A 24,293-nucleotide genomic window follows, 5' to 3' on the forward strand; every position below is an offset into this window, starting at 1 on the left:
GGGCAAAGCGAATTACTTCTGCTTCACGCCTTCGACGCTGATGTCCAGGTCCAGGGTCTGGGAGGTCGGGCCTGGGCCTTTGATGCCGAAGTCGTTCAGGTTCAGCGTGGTGGTGGCGTTGAAGCCGGCACGCTCGCCGCCCCATGGGTCCTTGCCTTCACCGTTGAAGGTAGCCTTGAAGGTGACCGGCTTGGTCACACCGTGCATGGTCAGGTCGCCCGTCACGTCGGCAGTCTTGTCGCCGGTCTTCTTCACGCCGGTGGAGACGAACTTGGCTTCCGGATACTTCTTCACATCCAGGAAGTCGGCGCTGGCGATGTGCTTGTCACGCTCAGCGTGGTTCGACCACAGGCTCGCGGTTTTCAGTGCAACGTTGATCTTGCTGTCTTCCGGCTTGGCGCTGTCCCAAGTGAAGTTGCCGTCGAAGTCCTTGAAGGTGCCGTGGATGAAGCTGTAACCCAGGTGGCTGATCTTCCAGTCGACGAACGCGTGCTGGCCTTCCTTGTCGATCTTGTACTCAGCGGCCATGGCCTGGCCGGCGGAGAGCAGTGCGGTACCGAGCGCCAGTGCGGCAAAAGTCTTTTTGAACATCCTTACTTCCTTCCTATGCAATTGAGGTAGAGAGTCAAGCTTTGCGGCCCAGCATACGGGTCAGGGTCGCGTCACGGTCGATGAAATGGTGCTTCAGCGCTGCCAAGGCATGCAGGATGGCAAAGATCACCAGCCCCCAGGCCAGGTAGAGGTGTATGGCCCCGGCGGTGTCCGCCTGATCGGGCAGGTCACTGACCAGCGCCGGAACCTCGAACCAGTCGAATACAGGGATGCCCACCCCATCAGCGGTGGAAATCAGGTACCCGGCAATCATCACGGCGAACAGCCCAAGGTAGAGCGTCGCATGGCCAAGCTTCGCAGCCAGGCGGGTGAACGCGCCGTGGTTGGCCGGCGCTGGCGGTGGCGGGCTGACGAAACGCCAAAGCACACGCAGCACCATGACTGCCAACAACACCAGACCGATGCTCTTGTGCAGGTCGGGTGCGGACTTGCGCCAGGGGCTGTAGTAGTCGAGGCCGACCATCCACAGGCCAAGGCCGAACAGCCCGAAGACCGCCAGGGCCACGCCCCAATGCATGACAATACTGACCAGACCGTAGCGAGAAGCAGAGTTGCGCAGTTGCATGTTGGCGTGATTCCCCGTGAAAGCTGGTGCACAGACTAACGCGTAACGTATCGAAAGAAAGCGGAAAAATTCGCTTGGGATTATCGACAAATACGATAGGTATTTTGGAAGTTTCCTATTAAGGAAACATTAACGATAGATGTTTGGCGGCGAGTTGTGGTGGCGCGTTCTTCGCGGGTAAACCCGCTCTCACAGAGACAGCAGTGTCATTGAGAACACTGCAGCACCCTGTAAGAGCGGGTTCTCCCGCGAAAAAAGCAGCGCTAGGCTGTGCAAGCGCGAACAGCCCGAGCGATCAGCCCGCCTTTGCCTGGGTATTGGCCAGTGGCTTTTTCACAGGTTCGGACTTGGCCGTGGTCTTCTTCACCGGCGCGGGCTTGTGGGCCTGCTTGGCGGCCGGCTTGTGGGTCTGAGTGGGCTTGGCCGGCGCAGCCTTGCTCGCGGCGGGCTTGACGGGCTCCTCCTTGGCCACCGGCGCAGGGGTAGGCGCAGGTTCAGGCGCCACGACCGGCGCGACCTCGTCGGCCTTGGCGATCGGCGCAGCCTTGGTTTCGACCTTGTCGCCGCCACCGAACAGACGCGAGAAGAAGCCTGGCTTGTCCTGCTTGGCTTCTTCGGCCTTCACCGCTTCGGCCTTGGCAGGTGCTTTGTCAGCCTTGTCGGATGAGCCTCCGAAGAGGTTGGAGAAGAAACCGCCCTTGCCCTTAGCGGCGGTGGCACCCGCAGCAGCTGCGGCGGCGACCGGTGCGGCCTTGGCCGGATCGAACGACTTGCCGGCCGCCAGGTCTTGCACTTGGCTGGCGGCACGCTGACCGCTGCGCAGCGCGCCTTCCAGAGTGCCTGGGTAGAGTGCGTCGGTGTGTTCGCCGGCGAAGGTCATGCGTTGCACCGGACGCTCCCACAGGCGCCAGTACTTGCTGATCTGGCCGGGGCCATAGGCCAGGTAGGCACCACCCGTACCCGCGTCGGTGCTGTAGCGGCGTACTTCGTAACCGGTGAACGCGCCCCGGGCCTGCGGATAGAACGCGTGCAGACGGATCAACACCTGATCGACCATCTGCTTGTCGCCAAAGGCCTGCAGCAGGCGGGCGTTGTCACCCGAGAGGTTGATCACCACGTTGGCGCCGCCCTTGAGAGCAGGTTCGATCCACAGCATGCCAAGGCCGGCGTTACTGAAGATCTCACCGGACATGCGCGCTCGGCTTTCCCAGACGGGCTTTTTGAACTTGAGCATCATCTGGTCGCGCCAACCGTAGTTGGTGCCCTTCAAAGCCGCCAGGTGCTGGCTGTCCAGGCCTGGGGTCATCTGAATCTTCGCCAGGGCGCGCAGCGGCACGGCCATGACCAGGTAATCAGCCTGGTAACCAACGCTGCCGACTTTGACCGTCACGCCCTTGCTGTCCTGGACGATCGAGGTGACCGGCGAGCTGGTCTTGATGGTCTTGAGTTGCTTGACGAAGGCCTGGGCCAGTACCGGGCTGCCACCTGGCAGACGGGCGGCGCGCAGGTCGCGATCGCTGACACCCCGGTACACGCGAGTCTGCTGGGCGAAATAGAGCAGCGACAGACGCGACGGCTCGTCGTAGCGGGTGCGGATCTGCTGGTTGATCAGCTGGCGTGCGGTGGTAGGCAGTTGCAGTTTGTCCAGCCAGGTGGAGACGTTCAGCTGGTCGAGGGCAAACAGGGTGCTGGTGGCGGCCGGGTTCAGCGGGTCGTCGATCGAGCGGGCCAGGTCATCGAGGGTCTTCTCGTAACGCTTGAGCGCATCGGCGGTAGCCGGCTGCTTGGTGGCCAGGTCGGTGGCGCTGAAATACTCGCCGTCGATCAGGTAGCCGGGGGTGCGCACGAATTCGGGCGCTGGCAGTGTTTCAAGCTTGAAACGGTCCAGGTACTGGTTGAGCACCGGCTGGCTCTTGCCGTTGCCGATCCACTCGCTGGTGGCCAGGCCCGAACGGCCGCCCATGCCGGACTTGGCTTCCAGCAGCGTGACCTGCCAGCCTTTGCTCTGCAGCTCATAGGCCGCGGTCAGGCCTGCCAGGCCCCCGCCCACGACGATCGCCGTGGGGCTTGTGTCCTTGGCCAGCGCGGCACCGCTGGAGACACCAATCAATACCAACGCGCACAGGCGCACCCAAGCAGCAGCCATGTTGGCGAACTCCGGATCAGAAGTGACAGAAAAGAGGGGGAGAATGCCCCTGGGACGAGATGCGTTAAGAATACGTCAGGTATCCAGACCCTGCCAGCGTAGTGACATCAAGTGCCTGCCAGCACAGGAAATTTAATTTTCGGCGTGATCAAGCACTGCGCGTCGGTTGTCCTGCGCGGTCCCATTGCTTAGGCTTGTCGGCCTCAGCAAGCCCCGCCAGGAGATCTGCCCATGGGCCTCAACCAACAGTGGATGCAACGTGACCTCAAGGTCCTGTGGCACCCCTGCACCCAGATGAAAGACCACGAGCAGCTACCGCTGATCCCGATCCGCCGTGGTGAAGGCGTGTGGCTGGAGGACTTCGAAGGCAAGCGCTACCTGGACGCCGTCAGCTCCTGGTGGGTCAACGTGTTCGGCCACGCCAATCCACGCATCAACCAACGCATCAAGGACCAGGTCGATCAACTCGAACACGTGATCCTGGCCGGCTTCAGCCACCAGCCGGTGATCGAACTGTCCGAACGCCTGGTGGCCATGACACCGGCGGGGCTGGACCGGGTGTTCTACGCCGACAACGGCTCTTCGTGCATCGAAGTGGCACTGAAGATGAGCTTCCATTACTGGCAGAACAAGGGCCAGGTGAACAAGAAGCGCTTCGTCACCCTGACCAACAGCTACCACGGCGAGACCATCGCCGCCATGTCGGTGGGTGACGTGCCGTTGTTCACCGAGACCTACAAGGCGCTGCTGCTCGACACCATCAAGGTGCCCAGCCCCGACTGCTACCTACGCCCCGAAGGCATGGGCTGGGAAGAGCACTCGCGCAACATGTTCGCACTCATGGAACAGACCCTGGCCGAGCATCACGCCAGCCTCGCCGCCGTGATCGTCGAGCCGTTGATTCAGGGCGCCGGCGGCATGCGCATGTACCACCCGGTCTACCTCAAGCTGCTGCGCGAGGCCTGCGACCGTTATGGCGTGCATTTGATTCATGACGAGATCGCCGTGGGCTTCGGCCGCACCGGGACGATGTTCGCCTGCGAACAGGCCGGGATCCGCCCGGACTTCCTGTGCCTGTCCAAGGCCTTGACCGGCGGTTACCTGCCCCTGGCCGCTTGCCTGACCACCGACGATGTCTACCAGGCGTTCTACGACGATTACCCGACCCTGCGCGCCTTCCTCCATTCGCACAGCTACACCGGCAACCCGCTGGCCTGCGCCGCGGCCCTGGCGACGCTGGATATCTTCGAACAGGACAACGTGATCGAGGCCAACAAGGCGCTGTCGGCGCGCATGGCCAGTGCCACCGCCCATCTGGCCGACCACGCCCATGTCGCCGAGATTCGCCAGACCGGCATGGCCCTGGCCATCGAGATGGTCCAGGACAAAGCCAGCAAGACCGCCTACCCCTGGCAGGAGCGGCGCGGCCTGAAGGTCTTCGAGCATGCCCTGACCCGTGGCGCGCTGCTGCGACCACTGGGGAGCGTGGTGTACTTCCTGCCGCCTTACGTCATCACCCCAGAGCAAATCGACTTCCTCGCCGAGGTGGCCAGCGAAGGCATCGACATCGCGACCCGCAGCAGTGTCAGCGTGGCGGTGCCGGCCAATTTCCACCCCGACTTCCGCGATCCGGGCTAACCCCACAAACCTGAACGCATATCCCTTGTAGGAGCGGCCTCGTGCCGCGAAAGACCGCTCCTACAGAGGACGAGTCCCCCTTTCCAACGAGCATGCCATGAGACTGTCCCGCTTCTTCATCGACGCCCCTCTGAGCCTCGGCGAGCACGAGCTGCCCGAAGCCCAGGCCCACTACATTGGCCGCGTGCTGCGCATGGCCCCTGGCGACGCCGTGCAACTGTTCGACGGCAGTGGCCAGGAATTTCTTGGCCAGTTGCTCGAAGTCGGCAAGAAAACCGTGCGCGTCAGCCTCGACCAAGCGCTGCCCGGCCAGGCTGAATCCCCGTTGCATGTCCACCTGGGCCAAGGCCTGTCCCGCGGCGAACGGATGGACTGGGCGATCCAGAAGGCCACCGAACTTGGCGCCAACGCCATCACCCCGATCGTCAGCGAGCGCTGCGAAGTGCGCCTGAAGGACGAGCGCGCAGACAAACGCCTGGCCCATTGGCGGCAGGTGGCGATCAGCGCCTGCGAACAGTGCGGCCGCTCGACGCTGCCGGTGATCCACCCTCCAGCGACCCTAGCCGAATGGCTCAAGGACACCGAGGCTGACCTCAAACTGGTGCTGCACCCGGTCGCAGAACCGCTGACCAGCCACCCGCGACCTGCCCGCCTGGCGTTCCTGATCGGCCCAGAGGGGGGCTTGAGCGACGCCGAAGTCGACCAAGCCAAAGCGGCAGGCTTCCACGCAGCGCGCCTCGGGCCACGCGTCCTGCGCACCGAGACCGCGCCGGTGGTCGCGCTGTCGGTGGCCCAGCAGCTGTGGGGCGACTTCTAACGCACGTAGAAGAACACCGCGACGAAGTGCATCAGGCTCCCGGCGATGACGAACAGGTGCCAGATGCCATGCCAATGGCGAAAGCGGCTGTCGAAGGCGAAGAACAGGATGCCGATGGTGTAGAACGCCCCGCCGGCCGCCAGCCAGGCGAAGCCGGCGCCACCCAGACTGTGCAGCAGCGGCTTGACCGCCACCAGGACGATCCAGCCCATCACCGCATAGATGATGATCGACAGCACCCGCGCCTCGGAGCGCGGTTTGATCTCCTGGAGCATGCCGATCAAGGCCAGGCCCCAGACCACGCCGAACAGGCTCCAACCCCACGGGCCGCGCAGGCTGACCAGGCAGAAGGGCGTATAGCTGCCGGCGATGAGCAGATAGATCGACAGATGATCAAGCTTGCGCATGATCACCTTCGCCCGGCCACGGGTGCTGTGGTAGAGCGTGGAGATGCTATAGAGCAGCAGCAGGGTGCTGCCGTAGATGGAAAAGCTGACGATCTTCCACGGATCGCCTTGCAACCCGGCCACGACGATCAGCCAGATGGCTCCGATACAGGCCAGCACGGCACCGACCAGGTGCGTCCAGGCATTGAAGCGTTCACCGTAATACATGCAAACACTGACCTCCCTGACAGCTTCAAGTTTCAAGCTGCGAGCCTCAAGCAAAGCACGCGGATGGGCGAGCCCAACACGGTCAGCTTGCCGCTTGAAGCTTACAACTTGAAGCTAGTGAAGATCCGCGTCACGCACCATCCGCTCCAGCGCTGCCAGGTCAGGCACCCGCGCCACCTGCTCACCCACCTGCACCGCCGCCAGTTCCAGGCTCGCCAACGGCACATCCACGTAATTGAGCTGGCTGTCGAGCTTGCACGAGCGCGGGATGTCCTGCAGCAGCAATGCCAGGTAGCGCAGGCCGGTATCACCCAGTGCGTTGAGCACCACGACCCGCGCCCGCTCGCCACAGACCGTCTCGCCGCCACAAGCGGCCTCCAGGCCGATCAGCGGCAGACGCTGCTGGCGCCAGTCGATCCAACCCAGGTGCCAGGCCGGGTCGCCCGCCTGGCAGGCGAAGGCGCGCTGGCCGATCAACTCAGCCACTGCCACGTTGGGCAGCACCAAGGTGCGGTCGCTCAAGGGCAGCAGCAGGCCGGTCAGGCTGCTGCGCTGGCCGGCGATGTACTCAAGCATGGGGCTGGCTCCAATGGGCGATGCTCTGCAACAGGACCGACTCCTGATATGGCTTGCCCAGGTAATCGTTGACGCCGATGGCCATGGCCCGGTCGCGGTGCTTCTGACCGGTACGTGAGGTGATCATGATGATCGGCAGGTCCTTCAGGCGGGCATCGCGACGGATGCGGGTGGCCACCTCGAAACCGTCCATGCGTGGCATCTCGATGTCCAGCAGCAGCACATCGGGGCGGTGTTCCTCCAGCAGGGCCATGGCATCCACCCCATCCTTGGCCGTCAGCACGCTCATGCCGTGGCGCTCGAGCAGACGGCTGGTGACCTTGCGCACGGTGACCGAGTCGTCCACCACCATCACCAGCAGACGCTGACGCGGTGCCGGGCCGAACACCGGGCGCGGCCCACCGTAGCCACCCGGCAGGCGAGCCAGGCGCCGCTGCTGCCCGCGCAGTTGGCCGAGCAAATCGAGAATCAGCACCACCCGGCCATCCCCCAACAAGGTCGCTCCGGACAGGCCCGGCACTGCCGCGAACTGCGGCCCCAGGCTCTTGACCACAATCTCTCGGCTCGGCGACAGGCTGTCGACCTGGATGGCGAACGACTGCTCCTGGGAATGCAGCAGCAACACCGGCAACGGCACGCTCTGCCCCAGCAAACTCGGTCGCGCCCCGCCGCCCTGCAGCACCTCGCCGAGGTAGCGCAGGTCATATTCATGTCCGGCATAGACGTAGCGTGGCGCGCTCAACTGATAGCACGCTTCGAGCTCTGCGGGGGGCACACGCACGATGCCTTCGATGGTGTTGAGCGGGATGGCGTACTGCTCCTCCCCCAGGTGCACCATCAGCGCCCGGTTCACCGACACGGTGAACGGCAGGCGAATCAAGAACCGCGCCCCTTTGCCCGGGCTCGACTCGATACTCATCGAGCCACCCAACTGCTTGACCTCTTCATGCACCACGTCCATCCCCAAGCCTCGCCCGGAAATCTGGGTGATCTTCTCGGCGGTGGAGAACCCCGGGCGCAGGATGAACTGCAGGATTTCGTGGTCGCTCAAGTACGCCTGCGGGTCCAGCAGGCCACGCTTGATGGCCTTGTTGCGCACCGCCTCAAGCGGCACCCCGGCACCGTCGTCGCTCATCTCGATGACGATATCGGCCCCTTCGTGGAGCAGGTTCAGGTGGATGGTGCCCTGCTCCGGCTTGCCTGCCGCCAGGCGCGCCTCACGCGACTCCAGGCCATGGTCCACGGCATTGCGCAGCATATGTTCCAAGGGAGCCACCATGCGTTCGAGCACGCTGCGGTCCAACTCACCTTCTGCGTTGCCCACCACCAGTTCGACCTGCTTGCCCAACTCGCTGGCCACCTGACGGACCACCCGCTGCAAGCGCGGCACCAGGCGCTCGAATGGCACCATCAAGGTGGCCGTGAGGCCTTCTTGCAACTGGCTGTTCACCCGCGCCTGCTGCTGCAGCAGGCTGTAGGCCTCTTGGGCACGTTGGGCCAGGGTTTCCTTGAGGTCGAGCAGGTCCGAGGCCGACTCGAACAACGCTCGGGACAACTGCTGCAACTGGGAATGACGGTCCATCTCCAGCGGGTCGAAGTCTTCGTAGGCGTCGCCCTCGGCCGGGTAGCGGCTGGACATCCGCCCCTGGGTCTCGATGTCCAGGCGCAGCAATTGGTCACGCATCCGCTCAAGCGTGGTTTCCATCTCGTTGAGGGCGAACTGGGCGTCGTTGACCTGCTGCTCGATGCGCCCGCGAATGACGGAGTGCTCGCTGGCCAGGTTGCCCAGGTCATCCAGCAGCTCGGCGTCCACCTTGACCATGTCGCCCGGCACACGCTCCGGCGTGGCGGCCGGCGCCTCGGGAGAGGGCGTTTCGACCGGGGCCTGGCCCGCCGCGCTGTCGGTCAAAGCGGCGCTGCTGAAGTTGCGGATATAGTCGATCAGCGCTGTGGCCGCATGCAGCGGCTGACCCAGGCGTACCGCATCGAGCATGTGCGCCAGGCGGTCGTGGCAGTTCTGCAACAGGGCGAACAGGGGCGGGCTCGGCGGCAGCCGCCCGGCGGCAAGCAGCTCGTACAAGAATTCCAGTTCATGGGCCAGGTCGCCGATGGCAGCGATCTCGACCATCCGCGCCCCACCCTTGAGGGTGTGCAGGTCGCGCAGCAGGTTCTCCACCTCGACGCTGTTGCGCGGATCGGCCTGCCAACGCGCCAACGCAGCGGCGGCGCTTTCGACGATGTCCGAGCTTTCTTCGAGAAAGACTTCCAGCAGTTCGTTGTCGTTGGAGCGCTGGGCGTCGTCCGCCACCGCCTCGACGGCCGCAGGCGCTGGCGGCGCATGGCGATACTCGCGCAGCTCGCCCAAAAGCGCCGTTGCCGAAGCCGGCGCCTGCCCATCGCGCAGGGCCTGCAACATCTGCCCGACGGCCTGATGGCCGCGGCGCAGCAGCGCGAGCAACAGGGGCGTGGCGCCCAGACGCCGGTCCACCAGGTCCTCATAAAGCGCACCCAGCGCCTGCGCCAGCACCTCAACCACACCCACGGCCGCCATCTGCGCACCGCCCTTGAGGGTCTGGATATCGTGCTGCAAGGTCGACAGCGCCGAGAAGTTGTCCGGGTCCTGGGCCCACTGCGCCAGTACCTGGTCGGCACCGTCGAGGATATCGCCCGCTTCGTCGAGGAACAGCTGCACCAATGCCGGATCGTTCGGTGCCGGGTAGGCCGCCAGCGGGGCCACCGCATCCTGCCCCACCACGCCCATGATTCCGGGATCCAGGGCGTCGTCCAACAGGCCACGCATGGCCGCGATGCAATCGACGCGCGCACTGAGTTCCTGGCCGGCGGCGATCTCGTCGAACAGGTCGAGCAGCGCCTCATGGGCCTGCTGGGCCAAGTCGAAGAATCGCGGGTTGGCGGCCAAACTGCCCTCCTCCACCGCGCCATACAGGTCGAGCAACGCCTCGCAGACTTCATCCACTTGCCACAGCTCGGCCAAGTACGCCGACTGGCCGAGGGTGGTCAGCTCGTCCAATAGGGTTTCCAGTACCGAACGGTCGCCTGGTTGCGCCTGCCAACGCGACAACAGGGCCTCGGCCTCGAGCAGGATGTCCATGCCCTGGGTCAGGAATGTGGTGATTCGTTGGGGGTCGCGCTTGGGTCGATGGCTGTGCTGTGGGTCCTGCTGCAGGAAGGCCAGGCGCACATCCACCGACTGCCCGACTTCCTCGATCAACTGCGCCGCCCCCGCAATGGCCGCCAACGGCGTGCTGCCCAGTTGGGCAAGGCCGAGATGGAACAGGGCGCGCGCCGCCTCCAGCCACTCCAGCTCCGCCACCTGCAAGGGCAATTCATGGCCTTTGTATTCCCGCACCAAACGGTCGAAGGCGGTCGCCAGCTCGGCGATCGGCAGGACCCCGGCCATCGCCGCGCTGCCCTTGAGGGTATGCAGGGCGCGCTGCAGGCTGTCGTTGACAGGCGTGCCATGGCCATCGGCATCGCGCAGGAACGCTTCCAGGCTGGCGAGGTGGCCCTGGGCCTCGTTGCCGAAGATCGCCAGCAATTGCGGGTCGAGCCCGTCGACCTGCGCGGGCACGGGCGCATCGTTGATCGCCAGATGGTGCAGATGACTGGACAACGGCTCGACCTCGACCCGCGACGGCAGATGGCCCACCGCGAAGTCGGCGAGCAGGTCCGGGAGCCGGACGAACACCTGCTGCAGGGCCAGCACGCCGTCGGCGCCGAGGGTGATGCGGCCTTCCAGCACACGATTGAGCAAGTGCTCGGCGCCCCAGGCAAGCTCCGCCAGCGCCTCGGCATGGACCATGCGCCCACTGCCCTTGAGGGTATGCAGGGCCCGGCGCACCTCGACCAGAGCCTCGCGCAAGGCATTGTCGGCGCGCCAGCGCAGCCAGTGGCGTTCGATTTCCGGGAGCAGTTCGCCGGCCTCTTCGAGGAAGACATCGCGCAATTCGTCATCGACCGCTTCGAGCTCGACGCTGGCATGGGCCTGCCCGCACGCCACGCCCAGCGCCGCCAGGCTGGCCCGCGCCTTGTCGATGAACGGCTGGGCATCCACCAGCGGGTCGGCTACCCGCCATTGCACATGGCATTCGCCGGCGCTCAGGGCCTCGGCCAGGTGCGCCAGTTCATCTGCAGGTGGCGGCTGTTCCAGGTGTGACAGCCAACCCTGCACAAAACCGGCGCAGCCACCGAACACCTCGGCGGCCTCAGGCCACATCAGCATCGTCAGTGCGCCACGGATCTGATGCAAAAGCCCCGGCAGCGGCTGCAAGCGCTCCGCTGGCCAGCCGGACTCCAGGCAGTCGCCGATCAGATCCTTGGCCTGTTGCAGCACCGCCAGGGACTCATTGAGCACCAGTTGGCGAATCTCTGTCAGATCCGCTCCCGGCAGGCCACTCTGGCCGCTCTCTTCCAGCGGGCCGACCATGCCGTTGAGCGTGGCCTCCACGTACAACAAGGCACCGGCGACATCCATCAGCACGGCATCGTCCACCGCCTGCTCACCCTGAGCCAGGGCCTGCAGCACCAGCACCTGGTCGATGATCACCCGGCGCGGCTGCTGGAAAGCAAGCACCGCCAGGGTATCGGCCACCTGGCGCAACGGCGCCAACAGGGCCTCCAGTTGCTCGTGCTGCGAGCGGTCCCCTCGCATGTACTGGTCCAGGCGGTCCTTGATGCGCATCAGGTCATCGCACAGCGCAGTCACCACCGAGCGCAGGGCATCGCGTCCGTGACCGGCCTGCAACTGCTCGCGCCAGTTGCCCAGGGACAAGTCCAGGTCAGCCAGGTCGGCCGCCCCAGCCAGGCGCTGCGCCACGCCGCCGACCAAGCTGCCCTGGGGCAATGGCTCGACGCCACGGCAGTTGCGCAACTGGTTGAGCAGGGGCACCACCACCAACGGCAGGTCATGCCGCGAGCCGCGCAGTCGCTCCAGATACGGCGGCAATTGCTCGAGCCCCCGGAACAGCGCGCCCAGGCAGTCACCCCGCGGGCTGACCTGGCCATCAGCCATGGCCCGTCCCAGTAACTCAAGCTCTTCGGCCAGATGCGCCGCGCCGCGCAGTTCGAGCATGCGCAGGCAGCCCTGGACCTGATGCAGGTTGTCGACGAAGAAAGCCAGCATCGCCGGATCGCCCGGCTCGCTGGCGAACCGCTCCAAGGCCTGACGGGCCTGCCCCAGGCAATCGAGGATGGGCGCTTTGACCCATGCGAGAGCGACAGTGTCGTGGCGTTCGGGGCTCACTGCTGAAGCAGCCATCAGTCGCTCCTCAACGCCGCTCGGCGGGTGCCGGCAGGGTGAACCCGGACACCGAGCGACGCATCTCGCTGGCCATGCGCGCCAGGTGGCGGATACTGTCGGCGGTGGCGCTGGAGCCGGCCGAGGTCTGGGAAGTGATTTGCTGGATCACCGCCATGGTGTGGGAGATCTGCCCGGCCGAGGAGGTCTGCAACTGGGCCGCATCGGAAATGCTGTGGATCAGCTCGGCGAGGGTCTGCGACACCCCTTCGATCTCGGCCAGGGCCACCCCGGCGTCCTGGGCCAGGCGCGCACCGCGCACCACTTCGGCGGTGGTCTGCTCCATGGAGATCACCGCCTCGTTGGTATCGACCTGAATGGTCCGCACCAGTGCCTCGATCTGTCGGGTGGCCGACGAGGAGCGTTCGGCCAGGCGCTGCACCTCGTCGGCGACCACGGCAAACCCGCGCCCCGCCTCGCCGGCGAGGGAGGCCTGGATCGCGGCATTGAGTGCGAGGATGTTGGTCTGATCAGCAATGTCGTCGATCAGGCTGACGATATCGCCGATCTCCTGGGAAGACTCTCCCAAGCGCTTGATCCGCTTGGCGGTGTCCTGGATCTGCTCGCGGATGTTGTCCATGCCGTGGATGGTGTTGTGCACCACCTCGTTGCCCTTGTTGGCGATGGCGACCGAACGCTCGGCGACCTTGGCCGACTCGTAGGCGTGGGACGACACCCGGTCGATCGACTCGACCATGTCGCCCACCGCCAGGGACGCCTCGCTGATCTGCTCGGCCTGATGTTCGGAGGCCTTGGCCAGCTGGCGTGCGGTGTTCTGGGTGTCCTGCACGGCGGCGGCGACTTGCTCGGCGCTGTGGTTGATGGTGGCCACCAGATCGCGCAACTGGTCGACCGAATAGTTGATCGAATCGGCGATGGCGCCGGTGAAGTCCTCGGTGACCGACACGGTGACCGTGAGGTCCCCGTCGGCCAGCTCCTCGATCTCGTCCAACAGACGCATGATCGCCTGCTGGTTGCGCTCGTTCTTCTCGGCGGTCTCGCGCAGTTGGCGGTGAGTGGCGCGCACCATCACAAGGCCTATGAGGATGATCGAGGCCAGCGCCACCAAGCCCAGCAGGTAACCGCCGATGGTCGCCAGGGTGCGACCGCTGGCCAGGTTCTCGAAACTGTTGGCCAGGTGCGAGGCTTCATCGAGCAAGGTTTGCGAGAGGCTGAAGATATTGCCGGCCGCCTCGCGCACGCGCAGCAGCTCGGGCGACGTTTCAAGGATTTCGTCCACCGAGCCTGAGACAAACTGGAACAACTCGGCGATCTCGGCCAGGCGGGCGCGGGCATCGGCGTCCTCGACCTTGGTCACGTGAATCGCCGGGTTGCCGCCGAGCATGCCTTCGAGAACCTGCCCAAAGCGGCTGGCATCGCGGCCAAAGGCGTCGGCGGCCTGCACCGAGGTGTCGTCGCCGGCCAGCACGGTATTGACCGAGCCGAGGATGCGCTCGGCCAACAGCAACTGGCGCTGGGCTACCGCCACCTGGCTCGCCGGCGCCCCGCTCTGCAGGAGGATCTCCACGACTTTTTCGTATTCGACCTGCAACTGCGGCACGGTCTCGGCCAGCGTCGCCGCCACCTGGTGCAGCGACAGCACGGTCTGCTCGCTGGCCAGGATGGTGTCGGTGTTCTTGCGCAGGTTGTCCCAGTCCTGGCGGACCGCGTCCATCTCGTCCCGCACGGTCAGCGGTGCAGGCGGCAGCCCGGTGGCTTTGTCGCCCTCGCGCAGGTAGCGCCAGCGACGCTCGAAGTCATTGCGCGCATCGGACAGCAGCTTGAACGCCAGTGCCTTGCCGGCCGCCGCTTCGGTGGCGTTCTTGGCGATGCGCTGGGACAGCACGCGCAACTCGCCGGCATGGCCGATGTACTGCTTGTCGTAGTTGGACTGGGTATTGAGGTAAGCGAAGTTGGCGAACAGCAGGATGATCGCCAGGATCAGCACCAGAAACAGCGCGGTGATCTGCGCGATACTGCGGCTGCGCTGACTCTCGGCAACCGGTGCGACGGGAGTGGCGGGTTTGTTCACGGTCGAAGGATCCTCTACAACGCCACGTCGAGAAAGCCCGGCGCCTGGGCCAGGGCGAACGGGCTGAAGATCGCCCAGTTGCGTTCACGGGGGAAATGGCCCTGGACGAAGGGCGCCGCGGCACGCAGCAAGGGCTGCGGCGGCGACAGCTCCAGGCTGCTCAGTGCGAAGTGCTGAAGACCCAGGACTTCGTCCACCAAGAGGCCGGCGAACAGCTCCTCGTGATCCAGCACCAGCACCCGACGTTGCTTGCCCGCCACGGCCGGACCCAGGCCAAAGAAGGCGCTCAGGTCCATCACCGGCAGCAGTCGACCCCGCAGGTTGGCCACACCACAGACCCAGGGCTGCACACCCGGGACCCGGCTACTGCGCGGCTCATGCAGAACCTCGGCGACTTCGCCCATGGGGGCCACGAACCACTGCCCGGCAATACGAAACCCAATGCCGCTCCACTGCTGCACACGGGTGTCCTGCAGGGGCTGGTCGGCCACCAACAGGCGACAGCGCCGGTCGATGTCCAGCAACAGCTCGAAGGCGGTCAGCGACGCGCCATGGGGGCGGGTGGTCAAGCCCCGAGCACTTCTTTGAGCTTGCTGATCAGGGCCGCCTCTTCCACAGGCTTGGTCAGGAAGTCCCGCGCGCCCTGGCGCGTGGCCCAGACCCGGTCGGTCTCCTGGTCCTTGGTGGTGACCACGATCACCGGAATGGCACGAGTCTCAGGGTCCTTGCTCAACTGGCGGGTGGCCTGGAAGCCATTCATGCCAGGCATGACGATATCCATCAGCACTGCGTCGGGCTTTTCCTGACGGGCCAGGGCCACGCCATCGGCGCCGTTGTCGGCCTTGAGCACCTGGTGGCCATGCTTCTCCAGCCAGGCGGTCAGTCTGTACATCTCTGTCGGCGAATCGTCGACGATCAAAACTCGGGCCATGCTGTTTCCCCATGAAAGGAAAAGAAGACGCCGCCAGGGTGGGCGGGGTCAGGGTGCGTGTTGTTCTTGCGCGACGAAACCGGGCACATGGGCCCTGATCGCATCGAGCAGTTCTTCCTTGCTGAATGGTTTGGTCAGGAACTGGTCGGAGCCGACCACCCGGCCTCGGGCCTTGTCGAACAGGCCATCGCGCGAGGACAGCAGGATGACCGGGGTGTCCTTGAAGGCGCTGTTCTGCTTGATCACCGCGCAGGTCTGGTAACCGTCCAGGCGAGGCATCAGCACATCGACGAAGATGACCTGGGGCTTGTGGTCGACGATCTTGGCCAGGGCATCGAAACCATCACTGGCGGTGATCACCTCGCAGCCGGCCTCGCCGAGCAACATCTGCGCGGTGCGGCGGATCGTGCGCGAATCGTCGATCACCATCACCTTCAGGGGTTGTTCCATAGTTGCGCTACCATCGCTGCTGGGGCGGAAATCCAGGGGCCGCGTCGCAGGCCTGGCCCGCGCCCACAGGGTTTGCATTCCAGGCGTGAGAGCTGGCAGAGCCTGCGATGGACTGCACAGCAGTTCCCGCGCCGGTGCGCAGCCCCACAAGCCGCTTGTCCGGCATTTTTAGCACACTCCGGGAGGGCATTCCATCCGCCGAACCCCTTGACCATCGGCGCTCCCGGCGCCACCCTGAGCCACTTTTCTTTCGAATCACCGCGGCCCCGCGCCGCCAAGAGGAATCACCCCATGAGCGTTCGCCTCGGGATTGTCATGGACCCCATCGCGTCCATCTCCTACAAAAAGGACAGCTCGCTGGCCATGCTGCTGGCGGCCCAGGAACGTGGCTGGAGCCTGTTCTACATGGAGCAGCGCGACCTCTACCTGGGCGCAGGCCAGGCCCGGGCCCAGATGCGCCCGCTGAAGGTGTTCGCCGATCCGGCCCGCTGGTTCGAGCTGGGCGAGGAGCAGGACAGCGCCCTGAGCGAGCTGGATGTGATCCTGATGCGCAAGGATCCGCCCTTCGACATGGAATTCGTCTACAGCACCTACCTGCTGGAGCAGGCAGAGCGTGAAGGCGTGCTGGTGGTCAACCGCCCGCAAAGCCTGCGCGATTGCAACGAGAAGCTGTTCGCCACCCAGTTCCCGCAGTGCATGGCGCCTACGCTGGTCAGCCGCCGCGTGGACATCCTGCGCGAGTTCGCCAACAGCCGTGGCGACGTGATTCTCAAGCCGCTGGACGGCATGGGCGGCGCCTCGGTGTTCCGCCACCGCAAGGACGACCCCAACCTGTCAGTGATCCTCGAGACCCTCACTCAGCACGGCACCCAGCAGATCATGGCCCAGGAGTACCTGCCGGAAATCAAGGACGGCGACAAACGCATCCTGATGATCGACGGCGAGCCGGTGCCCTACTGCCTGGCGCGCATTCCGGCCAGCGGCGAGACCCGCGGCAACCTGGCCGCCGGCGGCCGTGGCGAAGCCCGCCCACTGACCGAGCGCGACCGCTGGATCGCCGCCCAGGTTGGCCCGACGCTGCGCGAGAAGGGGCTGCTGTTCGTCGGCCTGGACGTGATCGGCGACTACCTGACCGAGATCAACGTCACCAGCCCGACCTGCATCCGCGAGATCGATGCCGCCTACGACACCCACATCGGCGCCCAGTTGATGGACGCCATTGATCGCAAGCTCAAGGCGCGCTGACCGAGGACACGTGGCAACGCCGCGCAGTGGGGTATGATGCGCAGCCGCAAGCTGTAAGCTGCAAGTACGTGCAGGCCTGCACCGAGCCGCTTTTACTTGAAGCTTGCAGCTTGTGACTCGAAGCTGCCTTTGGATACCTGATGACGCTGCCCGCCGACATCCCCGCCGACCTGCTGCCACCCCGCGTCCGCCCGGTGGACCGGCTCGGCTTCACCCTGTTCCTGGCTGCCTTGGTGCACCTGGCGCTGATCCTCGGCGTGGGCTTCTCCATCAGCAAGCCCAGTGAAATCCGCCACACCATGGACATCACCCTGGCCACCTTCAAAAGCGAGAAACCGCCCGAGAAGGCGGATTTCCAGGCCCAGGACAACCAGCAAGGCAGTGGCACCCTGGAAAAGAAAGCCGTGCCCAAGACCACCGAGGTCGCGCCGTTCCAGGACAGCAAGATCAACAAGATCACCCCGCCCCCGGCCGCTCGCCAGGAAACCCCGCCCGCCCCGCAGAAATCCGCAGTGGCCACCAAGGCACCGAAGGTGCAGAAGGTCGAGCCCAAACCCAAGGAAAGCAAAGCGCAGCCCAAGCCTCAGGCAGCCACGCCAGACTTCGACAGCTCGCAGCTCTCCAGCCAGATCGCCAGCCTCGAGGCGGAGCTGTCCAACGAACAGCAGCTGTATGCCAAGCGCCCGCGCATCCATCGCCTGAACGCGGCCTCGACCATGCGCGACAAAGGTGCCTGGTACAAGGAAGAGTGGCGCAAGAAAGTCGAGCGAGTGGGCAACCTCAACTACCCGGAAGAAGCACGTCGCCAGCAGATCTACGGCAACTTGCGCATGATGGTCTCGATCAACCGCGACGGCTCGCTGTATGAAGTGCTGGTGCTCGAATCCTCAGGCCAGCCGGTGCTCGACCAGGCAGCCCAGCGCATCGTCCGCCTGGCTGCGCCATTCGCGCCGTTCACGGGCGACCTGGCCGAGTTCGACCGCCTGGAAATCATCCGCACCTGGCGCTTTGCCCGGGGCGACCGCCTGTCCAGCAACTGATCGGCGGCCTGGGCAGCGGACTGCGCCGAGCGCATTGGCCGTTGCCACGCAAAGCCTTGCAGGAGCGGGTTTACCCGCGAATGCTTTAGATCGAGCAATGACGTCGCCTTGCCGGACACAGTCGCGGGTGAACCCGCGCCTACAGGGGTTCGCGCAAGCCTCGATGAGCACCTTGTCAGTCTCGCCACCTGACGCCACACTATCACTCATGAAAACCCTCAGCCCGAGCTACCTCAAGCATCAGTTCCTGATCGCCATGCCGCACATGGTCGATCCGAACTTTGCCCAGACCCTCACCTACATCGTCGAGCACAACGCCAACGGCGCCATGGGCCTGGTGATCAACCGCCCGCAGGAGCTGAACCTGGCCGACATCCTGGAGCAGCTGCGCCCGGATGAGGAGCCACCGGCCAGTACCCTGCAAGTCCCGATCTACCAGGGTGGCCCGGTGCAGACCGACCGCGGCTTCGTGCTGCACAGCAGCGACTGCAGCTATCAGGCCACGGTCGAACTGCAGGGGCTATCGCTCTCGACTTCCCAGGACGTACTGTTCGCCATCGCCGAAGGCGTGGGGCCCAAGCAAAGCCTGATCACCCTGGGCTACGCCGGGTGGGAAGCGGGCCAACTGGAGGCCGAGCTTGCCGACAACGCCTGGCTCAACTGCCCCTTCGACCCCGAAATCATCTTCGGTCTGGCCAGCGACCAGCGCCTGGAGGCAGCAGCCGCCAGCCTTGGGATCAAGCTCAGCCTGCTGACCAGCCAGGCGGGCCACGCCTGATGGCCGAGGTACGCCTGCTGCTGGGCTTCGACTATGGCAGCAAACAGATCGGCGTGGCCGTCGGCCAGGTGGTCACCGGCCAGGCCCGCGAGCTGTGCACGCTCAAGGCCCAGAACGGTGTGCCGGACTGGGCCCAGGTAGAAAAACTCATTACCGAATGGAAGCCCGACGCCATCGTCGTCGGCCTGCCGCTGAACATGGACGGCACGCCCAGCGAGATGAGCGCCCGCGCCGAGAAGTTCGCCCGTCGCCTGCATGGCCGCTACAACCTGCCCGTGCACACCCATGACGAACGCTTGACCACCTTCGAGGCCAAGGGCGAGCAGATGGCCCGAGGCACGCGCCATGGCAGCTACCGCGACAACCCGGTCGATGCCATTGCCGCCGCCCTGCTGCTGCAAGGCTGGCTGGAGGCCAACACTTAAATCCGCTTTGCCGCCGGCCAGCCCGGCGCCCCCTCCCGAGGAGCACGCAATGAGCCTACCCAATCCCGCCGATCTGATCCGGCAGATGGCCGTCGACCTTCGCGCCCACCTGGCCCGTCGCACTATCACCGAGCCACGTTTCATCGGCATCCGCACAGGCGGTGTGTGGGTAGCGCAGGCCCTGCAGCAGGCGCTGGGCGACAGCAGCCCGCTGGGCACCCTGGACGTGTCCTTCTACCGCGACGACTTCAGCCAGAACGGCCTGCACCCACAAGTGCGCCCCTCCGAGCTGCCCTTCGAAATCGAAGGCCAGCACCTGGTGCTGGTGGACGACGTGCTGATGAGCGGTCGCACCATCCGCGCCGCGCTCAACGAACTGTTCGACTATGGCCGCCCGGCCAGCGTCACCCTGGTCTGCCTCCTGGACCTGGACGCCGGCGAATTGCCGATCCGCCCGAACGTGCTCGGCGCCACCTTGCAACTGGCGCCCACTGAACGGGTAAAATTGACCGGACCCGCACCGCTCGCCCTCGAGCGCCAGGACCTCGCCACCGCTTCCGCCCTTTAAGAGTCCCCCGCGATGACGCCATTCGACGCCAAGCGCCCGCTGCAGCTCAATGACCAGGGCCAGCTGCGCCACTTTCTCTCGCTCGACGGTTTGCCCCGCGAACTGCTGACCGAGATCCTCGACACCGCCGACTCCTTCCTGGAAGTTGGCGCCCGGGCTGTGAAAAAAGTCCCGTTGCTGCGCGGCAAGACCGTCTGCAACGTGTTCTTCGAAAACTCCACCCGCACCCGCACTACCTTCGAACTGGCCGCCCAGCGCCTGTCGGCGGACGTGATCAGCCTGAATGTGTCGACCTCCTCGACCAGCAAGGGCGAGACCCTGTTCGACACCCTGCGCAACCTCGAGGCCATGGCCGCCGACATGTTCGTCGTGCGCCATTCCGACTCGGGCGCCGCGCACTTCATCGCCGAACATGTCTGCCCCGACGTCGCCGTGATCAATGGCGGTGACGGCCGCCATGCGCACCCGACCCAAGGCATGCTCGACATGCTGACCATTCGTCGTCACAAGGGCAGCTTCGAGAACCTCTCGGTCGCCATCGTCGGCGACATCCTGCACTCGCGCGTGGCCCGCTCCGACATGCTGGCGCTCAAGGCCCTCGGTTGCCCGGACATCCGCGTGATCGGCCCCAAGACCCTGATTCCGGTGGGCATCGAGCAGTACGGAGTGAAGGTCTACACCGATCTGGCCCAAGGCCTCAAAGACGTCGACGTGGTGATCATGCTGCGCCTGCAGCGCGAGCGCATGGCCGGCGGCCTGCTGCCCAGCGAGGGCGAGTTCTACCGCCTGTTCGGCCTGACCACCGCACGTCTGGCCGGTGCCAAGCCCGATGCCATCGTCATGCACCCCGGCCCGATCAACCGTGGCGTGGAGATCGAATCGGCCGTGGCTGACGGCCAGCACTCGGTGATCCTCAACCAGGTCACCTACGGCATCGCCGTGCGCATGGCCGTGCTGTCCATGGCCATGAGCGGCCAGACCGCGCAACGTCAATTCGACCAGGAGAACGCCCAGTGACCATCAGCATTATCGGCGCCCGGGTCATCGATCCTGCCAGCGGCCTGGATACCATCACCGACCTGCACCTCGATGGCGGTCGCATCGCCGCCATCGGCGCAGCGCCTGCCGGCTTCAGCGCCACCCGCACGATCCAGGCCGATGGTCTGGTGGCAGCACCGGGCCTGGTCGACCTCGGCGTCTCCCTGCGTGAGCCGGGCTACAGCCGCAAAGGCAACATCGCCAGCGAGACCCGCGCCGCGGTCGCCGGCGGCGTCACCAGCCTGTGCTGCCCGCCGCAGACCAAACCGGTGCTGGACACCTCGGCAGTCGCCGAACTGATCCTCGACCGCGCCCGGGAAGCGGCCAACAGCAAGGTCTACCCGATCGGCGCGCTGACCAAGGGCCTGGAAGGCGAGCAACTGGCCGAACTGGTCGCCCTGCGCGACACCGGCTGCGTGGCCTTCGGCAACGGCCTGAAGGAAATCCCCAACAATCGCACCCTGGCCCGCGCGCTGGAATATGCCGCCACCTTCGACCTGACCGTGGTCTTCCACTCCCAGGACCGCGACCTGGCCCAGGGCGGCCTGGCCCATGAAGGCCCGATGGCCAGCTTCCTCGGCTTGCCGGGCATCCCCGAGACGGCCGAGACCGTGGCCCTGGCGCGCAACCTGCTGCTGGTCGAGCAGACGGGCGTGCGAGCGCACTTCAGCCAGATCACCAGTGCCCGCGGCGCACGGCTGATCGCCCAGGCCCAGCAGCTAGGCCTGCCGGTCACCGCCGATGTGGCGCTGTACCAGCTGATCCTCACCGACGAGGCCCTGCGCGACTTCTCCAGCCTCTATCACGTGCAGCCTCCGCTGCGCACCGCCGCCGACCGCGACGGCCTGCGCGAGGCCGTCAAGTCGGGGGTGATCCAGGCGATCTCCAGCCACCACCAGCCCCACGAGCGTGACGCCAAGCTGGCACCGTTCGGCGCCACCGAGCCTGGGATCAGCAGCGTCGAACTGCTGCTGCCATTGGCCATGACCCTGGTCGAAGACGGCCTGCTCGACCTGCCGACCCTGCTGGCACGCCTCTCCAGCGGCCCGGCTGCGGCCATGCGTCTGCCGGCGGGCGAGCTGAAGGTCGGCGCAGCGGCGGACCTGGTGCTGTTCGACCCGAACGCCTCCACCGTGGCGGGCGAGCAATGGTATTCACGCGGCGAGAACTGCCCGTTCATCGGCCACTGCCTGCCGGGCGCGGTGCGTTATACCTTGGTCGACGGGCACGTCTGCCACGAGGCCTGACAGACCGCATCGCCCTTTTCGCGGGTAAACCCGTTTCCACAGGGGCCTCGATACCCCTGTGGAAACGGGTTTACCCGCGAATGGCGCAAGGCAAATGGTCCTGCCCCAGCGCTACCACTCATCCCCCACGGTTGAAATCCTTCCCCCCACCCCCATATGAGTCTGCAACAGGCATTTTCGCCCCGCTGCGTGGAGACTCCCCCTTGACTACCATCGTTTCAGTCCGCCGCCACGGCAAAGTCGTCATGGGCGGCGACGGCCAGGTTTCCCTCGGCAACACCGTGATGAAGGGCAACGCGAAGAAAGTCCGTCGCCTGTACCACGGCCAGGTCATCGCCGGCTTCGCCGGTGCCACCGCCGACGCCTTCACCCTGTTCGAGCGTTTCGAAGGCCAGCTGGAAAAACACCAGGGCCACCTGATCCGCGCCGCCGTGGAACTGGCCAAGGAGTGGCGTACCGACCGCTCCCTGAGCCGCCTGGAAGCCATGCTTGCCGTGGCCAACAAGGACGCTTCCCTGATCATCACCGGCAACGGTGACGTGGTCGAGCCCGAAGACGGCCTGATCGCCATGGGTTCCGGTGGTGCCTACGCCCAGGCCGCCGCCCGCGCCCTGCTCAACAAGACCGACCTCTCGGCCCGCGAGATCGCCGAGACCGCCCTGAACATCGCCGGCGACATCTGCGTGTTCACCAACCACAACCTGACCATCGAGGAGCAGGACCTGGCCGAGTGATCAGCTGTTCTGGCGCCCTGTCCCGGTGACAGGGCTTTTCCACGCTGACCCACTCTGATCAAGGACCATTTTCATCATGTCCATGACCCCCCGCGAGATCGTTCACGAACTCAACCGCCACATCATCGGCCAGGACGACGCCAAGCGCGCCGTGGCCATCGCCCTGCGCAACCGCTGGCGCCGCATGCAGCTGCCGGCCGAGCTGCGCGCCGAGGTCACTCCCAAGAACATCCTGATGATCGGCCCCACCGGCGTGGGCAAGACCGAAATCGCCCGTCGCCTGGCCAAGCTGGCCAACGCCCCGTTCCTCAAAGTCGAGGCCACCAAGTTCACCGAAGTGGGCTACGTTGGCCGTGACGTCGAATCGATCATCCGTGACCTGGCCGATGCCGCACTGAAGATGCTCCGCGAGCAAGAGATCATCCGCGTGCGCCACCGCGCCGAGGACGCCGCCGAAGACCGCATCCTCGACGCCCTGCTGCCTCAGGCCCGGGTCAGCAGCTTCGCCGAGGAAGCCTCGCAGTCGAGCAGCGATTCCAATACCCGCCAGCTGTTCCGCAAGCGCCTGCGCGAAGGCCAGCTGGACGACAAGGAAATCGAGATCGAAGTGGCCGAGTCCATGGGCGTCGAGATTGCCGCGCCGCCCGGCATGGAAGAAATGACCAATCAGCTGCAAAGCCTGTTCGCCAACATGGGCAAGGGCAAGCGCAAGGCGCGCAAGCTCAAGGTCAAGGAAGCGCTGAAGATGGTCCGTGACGAGGAAGCCAGCCGCCTGGTCAACGAGGAAGAACTCAAGGCCAAGGCGCTGGAAGCGGTCGAGCAGCACGGCATCGTGTTCATCGACGAGATCGACAAAGTGGCCAAGCGTGGCAACGTCGGCGGCGCCGATGTCTCCCGCGAAGGTGTCCAGCGTGACCTGCTGCCGCTGATCGAAGGCTGCACCGTCAACACCAAGCTGGGCATGGTCAAGACCGACCACATCCTGTTCATCGCCTCCGGTGCGTTCCACCTGAGCAAGCCGAGCGATCTGGTGCCTGAACTGCAAGGCCGTCTGCCGATCCGCGTTGAGCTAAAGGCGCTGACCCCGGAAGACTTCGAGCGCATCCTGCAGGAGCCGCACGCCTCGCTCACCGAGCAGTACCGTGAGCTGCTCAAGACCGAAGGCCTGAACATCGAGTTCGCCGCCGACGGCATCAAGCGCCTGGCCGAGATCGCCTACCAGGTCAACGAGAAGACCGAGAACATCGGCGCACGCCGCCTGCACACCCTGCTCGAGCGCCTGCTCGAAGAGGTGTCGTTCAGCGCGGGCGACCTGGCCAGCGCCCATGACGAAGCGCCGATCCGCATCGACGCGTCCTACGTGAACAGCCACCTCGGTGAGCTGGCGCAGAACGAAGACCTGTCGCGCTACATCCTGTAAGCCCAGCGTCGCCTTCTTCACGGGTAACCCGCTCCACAAGGATTGCAGTGACCTTGTGGGAGCGGGTTCACCCGCGAATGGGCCCTTGAATCCCTCCACA

At 65.4% G+C, this 24,293-nt stretch carries 21 protein-coding genes; 11 read left to right on the forward strand and 10 right to left on the reverse strand.

The features are described 5' to 3' along the window. Window positions 1–12: 12 nt before the first annotated feature. The 3 genes from ACNFCH_RS02740 to ACNFCH_RS02750 all read right to left on the reverse strand — a co-directional run bounded on the left by ACNFCH_RS02740 (window position 13) and on the right by ACNFCH_RS02750 (window position 3,323). Window positions 13–591 (reverse strand): YceI family protein, encoded by a 579-nt coding sequence (locus tag ACNFCH_RS02740; protein WP_196162503.1) that lies wholly within the window; start codon window positions 589–591, stop codon window positions 13–15. 34 nt (window positions 592–625) lie between these two features. After that, the gene (locus ACNFCH_RS02745; RefSeq protein ID WP_323113365.1) at window positions 626–1,177 is read right to left on the reverse strand and encodes a cytochrome b; all 552 of its coding nucleotides are present in this window, start codon (window positions 1,175–1,177) and stop codon (window positions 626–628) included. 295 nt (window positions 1,178–1,472) lie between these two features. Then, window positions 1,473–3,323 carry a flavin monoamine oxidase family protein gene (locus ACNFCH_RS02750; protein WP_337156779.1) on the reverse strand — a complete coding sequence of 617 codons (1,851 nt, stop codon included), beginning with the start codon at window positions 3,321–3,323 and terminating at the stop codon, window positions 1,473–1,475. A gap of 231 nt (window positions 3,324–3,554) precedes the next feature. Between ACNFCH_RS02750 and ACNFCH_RS02755 the strand changes: the two genes are divergently transcribed. Both ACNFCH_RS02755 and ACNFCH_RS02760 read left to right on the forward strand, forming a co-directional pair. Then, window positions 3,555–4,961, forward strand: coding sequence for an adenosylmethionine--8-amino-7-oxononanoate transaminase (locus ACNFCH_RS02755; RefSeq protein WP_337156780.1), 1,407 nt, complete (start codon window positions 3,555–3,557; stop codon window positions 4,959–4,961). A gap of 97 nt (window positions 4,962–5,058) precedes the next feature. Further along, window positions 5,059–5,778 (forward strand): 16S rRNA (uracil(1498)-N(3))-methyltransferase, encoded by a 720-nt coding sequence (locus tag ACNFCH_RS02760; protein WP_416742200.1) that lies wholly within the window; start codon window positions 5,059–5,061, stop codon window positions 5,776–5,778. Here the strand turns inward: ACNFCH_RS02760 and trhA are convergent. The 7 genes from trhA to ACNFCH_RS02795 all read right to left on the reverse strand — a co-directional run bounded on the left by trhA (window position 5,775) and on the right by ACNFCH_RS02795 (window position 15,698). Further along, window positions 5,775–6,392: a PAQR family membrane homeostasis protein TrhA gene (gene trhA, locus ACNFCH_RS02765; protein WP_196162498.1), complete on the reverse strand. Its 618-nt coding sequence runs from the start codon at window positions 6,390–6,392 to the stop codon at window positions 5,775–5,777. The genes ACNFCH_RS02760 and trhA overlap by 4 nt on opposite strands. Before the next feature lie 114 nt (window positions 6,393–6,506). Beyond that, the gene (locus tag ACNFCH_RS02770; protein ID WP_337156783.1) at window positions 6,507–6,968 is read right to left on the reverse strand and encodes a chemotaxis protein CheW; all 462 of its coding nucleotides are present in this window, start codon (window positions 6,966–6,968) and stop codon (window positions 6,507–6,509) included. Beyond that, on the reverse strand, window positions 6,961–12,246 hold the full coding sequence (locus ACNFCH_RS02775) for an Hpt domain-containing protein (protein ID WP_416742201.1): 5,286 nt from the start codon (window positions 12,244–12,246) through the stop codon (window positions 6,961–6,963). Before ACNFCH_RS02775 ends, ACNFCH_RS02770 begins: the two co-directional genes overlap by 8 nt. Before the next feature lie 10 nt (window positions 12,247–12,256). Then, window positions 12,257–14,260: a methyl-accepting chemotaxis protein gene (locus tag ACNFCH_RS02780; protein ID WP_337156974.1), complete on the reverse strand. Its 2,004-nt coding sequence runs from the start codon at window positions 14,258–14,260 to the stop codon at window positions 12,257–12,259. Between the two features lie 71 nt (window positions 14,261–14,331). Next, complete coding sequence (locus tag ACNFCH_RS02785; RefSeq protein ID WP_070090566.1) at window positions 14,332–14,886, reverse strand: chemotaxis protein CheW; 555 nt, start codon at window positions 14,884–14,886, stop codon at window positions 14,332–14,334. Then, window positions 14,883–15,248 carry a twitching motility response regulator PilH gene (gene pilH, locus ACNFCH_RS02790; protein ID WP_043207202.1) on the reverse strand — a complete coding sequence of 122 codons (366 nt, stop codon included), beginning with the start codon at window positions 15,246–15,248 and terminating at the stop codon, window positions 14,883–14,885. The genes ACNFCH_RS02785 and pilH overlap by 4 nt, the downstream gene beginning before the upstream one ends. 48 nt (window positions 15,249–15,296) lie before the next feature. Beyond that, the gene (locus ACNFCH_RS02795; RefSeq protein ID WP_070090568.1) at window positions 15,297–15,698 is read right to left on the reverse strand and encodes a response regulator; all 402 of its coding nucleotides are present in this window, start codon (window positions 15,696–15,698) and stop codon (window positions 15,297–15,299) included. A 291-nt stretch (window positions 15,699–15,989) separates the two neighbouring features. Between ACNFCH_RS02795 and gshB the strand changes: the two genes are divergently transcribed. The 9 genes from gshB to hslU all read left to right on the forward strand — a co-directional run bounded on the left by gshB (window position 15,990) and on the right by hslU (window position 24,193). Next, window positions 15,990–16,943: a glutathione synthase gene (gene gshB, locus ACNFCH_RS02800; RefSeq protein WP_337156785.1), complete on the forward strand. Its 954-nt coding sequence runs from the start codon at window positions 15,990–15,992 to the stop codon at window positions 16,941–16,943. Between the two features lie 140 nt (window positions 16,944–17,083). Next, entirely contained in the window at window positions 17,084–17,983 is a 900-nt protein-coding gene (locus ACNFCH_RS02805) for an energy transducer TonB (RefSeq protein ID WP_337156786.1), read from the forward strand. A 208-nt stretch (window positions 17,984–18,191) separates the two neighbouring features. Next, window positions 18,192–18,761, forward strand: coding sequence for a YqgE/AlgH family protein (locus ACNFCH_RS02810; protein ID WP_070090571.1), 570 nt, complete (start codon window positions 18,192–18,194; stop codon window positions 18,759–18,761). Further along, window positions 18,761–19,186, forward strand: a complete 426-nt coding sequence (gene ruvX / locus ACNFCH_RS02815; RefSeq protein ID WP_070090572.1) for a Holliday junction resolvase RuvX — start codon at window positions 18,761–18,763, stop codon at window positions 19,184–19,186. The genes ACNFCH_RS02810 and ruvX overlap by 1 nt, the downstream gene beginning before the upstream one ends. A 49-nt stretch (window positions 19,187–19,235) precedes the next feature. Further along, entirely contained in the window at window positions 19,236–19,754 is a 519-nt protein-coding gene (gene pyrR, locus ACNFCH_RS02820) for a bifunctional pyr operon transcriptional regulator/uracil phosphoribosyltransferase PyrR (RefSeq protein WP_070090573.1), read from the forward strand. Window positions 19,755–19,766: 12 nt separating this feature from the next. Beyond that, window positions 19,767–20,771, forward strand: coding sequence for an aspartate carbamoyltransferase catalytic subunit (locus tag ACNFCH_RS02825; protein WP_337156788.1), 1,005 nt, complete (start codon window positions 19,767–19,769; stop codon window positions 20,769–20,771). Further along, a complete protein-coding gene (locus ACNFCH_RS02830) occupies window positions 20,768–22,039 on the forward strand; it encodes a dihydroorotase (RefSeq protein WP_337156789.1) in 1,272 nt (423 codons plus the stop codon). The genes ACNFCH_RS02825 and ACNFCH_RS02830 overlap by 4 nt, the downstream gene beginning before the upstream one ends. Window positions 22,040–22,242: 203 nt before the next feature. Continuing rightward, on the forward strand, window positions 22,243–22,773 hold the full coding sequence (hslV, locus tag ACNFCH_RS02835; protein WP_043207181.1) for an ATP-dependent protease subunit HslV: 531 nt from the start codon (window positions 22,243–22,245) through the stop codon (window positions 22,771–22,773). A gap of 76 nt (window positions 22,774–22,849) precedes the next feature. Next, entirely contained in the window at window positions 22,850–24,193 is a 1,344-nt protein-coding gene (hslU, locus tag ACNFCH_RS02840) for an ATP-dependent protease ATPase subunit HslU (protein ID WP_043207178.1), read from the forward strand. The last annotated feature ends 100 nt before the right edge of the window (window positions 24,194–24,293 follow it).

The sequence above is a fragment of the Pseudomonas sp. NY15354 genome (assembly GCF_048068075.1).
GTDB classification, from domain to species: Bacteria; Pseudomonadota; Gammaproteobacteria; order Pseudomonadales; family Pseudomonadaceae; genus Aquipseudomonas; species Aquipseudomonas guariconensis_C.

What these genes read in the sequence shown, in the direction of transcription:
- ACNFCH_RS02740 (WP_196162503.1), bottom strand. Translation starts at nt 591, where the DNA reads ATGTTCAAAAAGACTTTTGCCGCACTGGCGCTCGGTACCGCACTGCTC.
- ACNFCH_RS02745 (WP_323113365.1), bottom strand. Translation starts at nt 1,177, where the DNA reads ATGCAACTGCGCAACTCTGCTTCTCGCTACGGTCTGGTCAGTATTGTC.
- ACNFCH_RS02750 (WP_337156779.1), bottom strand. Translation starts at nt 3,323, where the DNA reads ATGGCTGCTGCTTGGGTGCGCCTGTGCGCGTTGGTATTGATTGGTGTC.
- ACNFCH_RS02755 (WP_337156780.1), top strand. Translation starts at nt 3,555, where the DNA reads ATGGGCCTCAACCAACAGTGGATGCAACGTGACCTCAAGGTCCTGTGG.
- ACNFCH_RS02760 (WP_416742200.1), top strand. Translation starts at nt 5,059, where the DNA reads ATGAGACTGTCCCGCTTCTTCATCGACGCCCCTCTGAGCCTCGGCGAG.
- trhA (WP_196162498.1), bottom strand. Translation starts at nt 6,392, where the DNA reads ATGTATTACGGTGAACGCTTCAATGCCTGGACGCACCTGGTCGGTGCC.
- ACNFCH_RS02770 (WP_337156783.1), bottom strand. Translation starts at nt 6,968, where the DNA reads ATGCTTGAGTACATCGCCGGCCAGCGCAGCAGCCTGACCGGCCTGCTG.
- ACNFCH_RS02775 (WP_416742201.1), bottom strand. Translation starts at nt 12,246, where the DNA reads ATGGCTGCTTCAGCAGTGAGCCCCGAACGCCACGACACTGTCGCTCTC.
- pilH (WP_043207202.1), bottom strand. Translation starts at nt 15,248, where the DNA reads ATGGCCCGAGTTTTGATCGTCGACGATTCGCCGACAGAGATGTACAGA.
- ACNFCH_RS02795 (WP_070090568.1), bottom strand. Translation starts at nt 15,698, where the DNA reads ATGGAACAACCCCTGAAGGTGATGGTGATCGACGATTCGCGCACGATC.
- gshB (WP_337156785.1), top strand. Translation starts at nt 15,990, where the DNA reads ATGAGCGTTCGCCTCGGGATTGTCATGGACCCCATCGCGTCCATCTCC.
- ACNFCH_RS02805 (WP_337156786.1), top strand. Translation starts at nt 17,084, where the DNA reads ATGACGCTGCCCGCCGACATCCCCGCCGACCTGCTGCCACCCCGCGTC.
- ACNFCH_RS02810 (WP_070090571.1), top strand. Translation starts at nt 18,192, where the DNA reads ATGAAAACCCTCAGCCCGAGCTACCTCAAGCATCAGTTCCTGATCGCC.
- ruvX (WP_070090572.1), top strand. Translation starts at nt 18,761, where the DNA reads ATGGCCGAGGTACGCCTGCTGCTGGGCTTCGACTATGGCAGCAAACAG.
- pyrR (WP_070090573.1), top strand. Translation starts at nt 19,236, where the DNA reads ATGAGCCTACCCAATCCCGCCGATCTGATCCGGCAGATGGCCGTCGAC.
- ACNFCH_RS02825 (WP_337156788.1), top strand. Translation starts at nt 19,767, where the DNA reads ATGACGCCATTCGACGCCAAGCGCCCGCTGCAGCTCAATGACCAGGGC.
- hslU (WP_043207178.1), top strand. Translation starts at nt 22,850, where the DNA reads ATGTCCATGACCCCCCGCGAGATCGTTCACGAACTCAACCGCCACATC.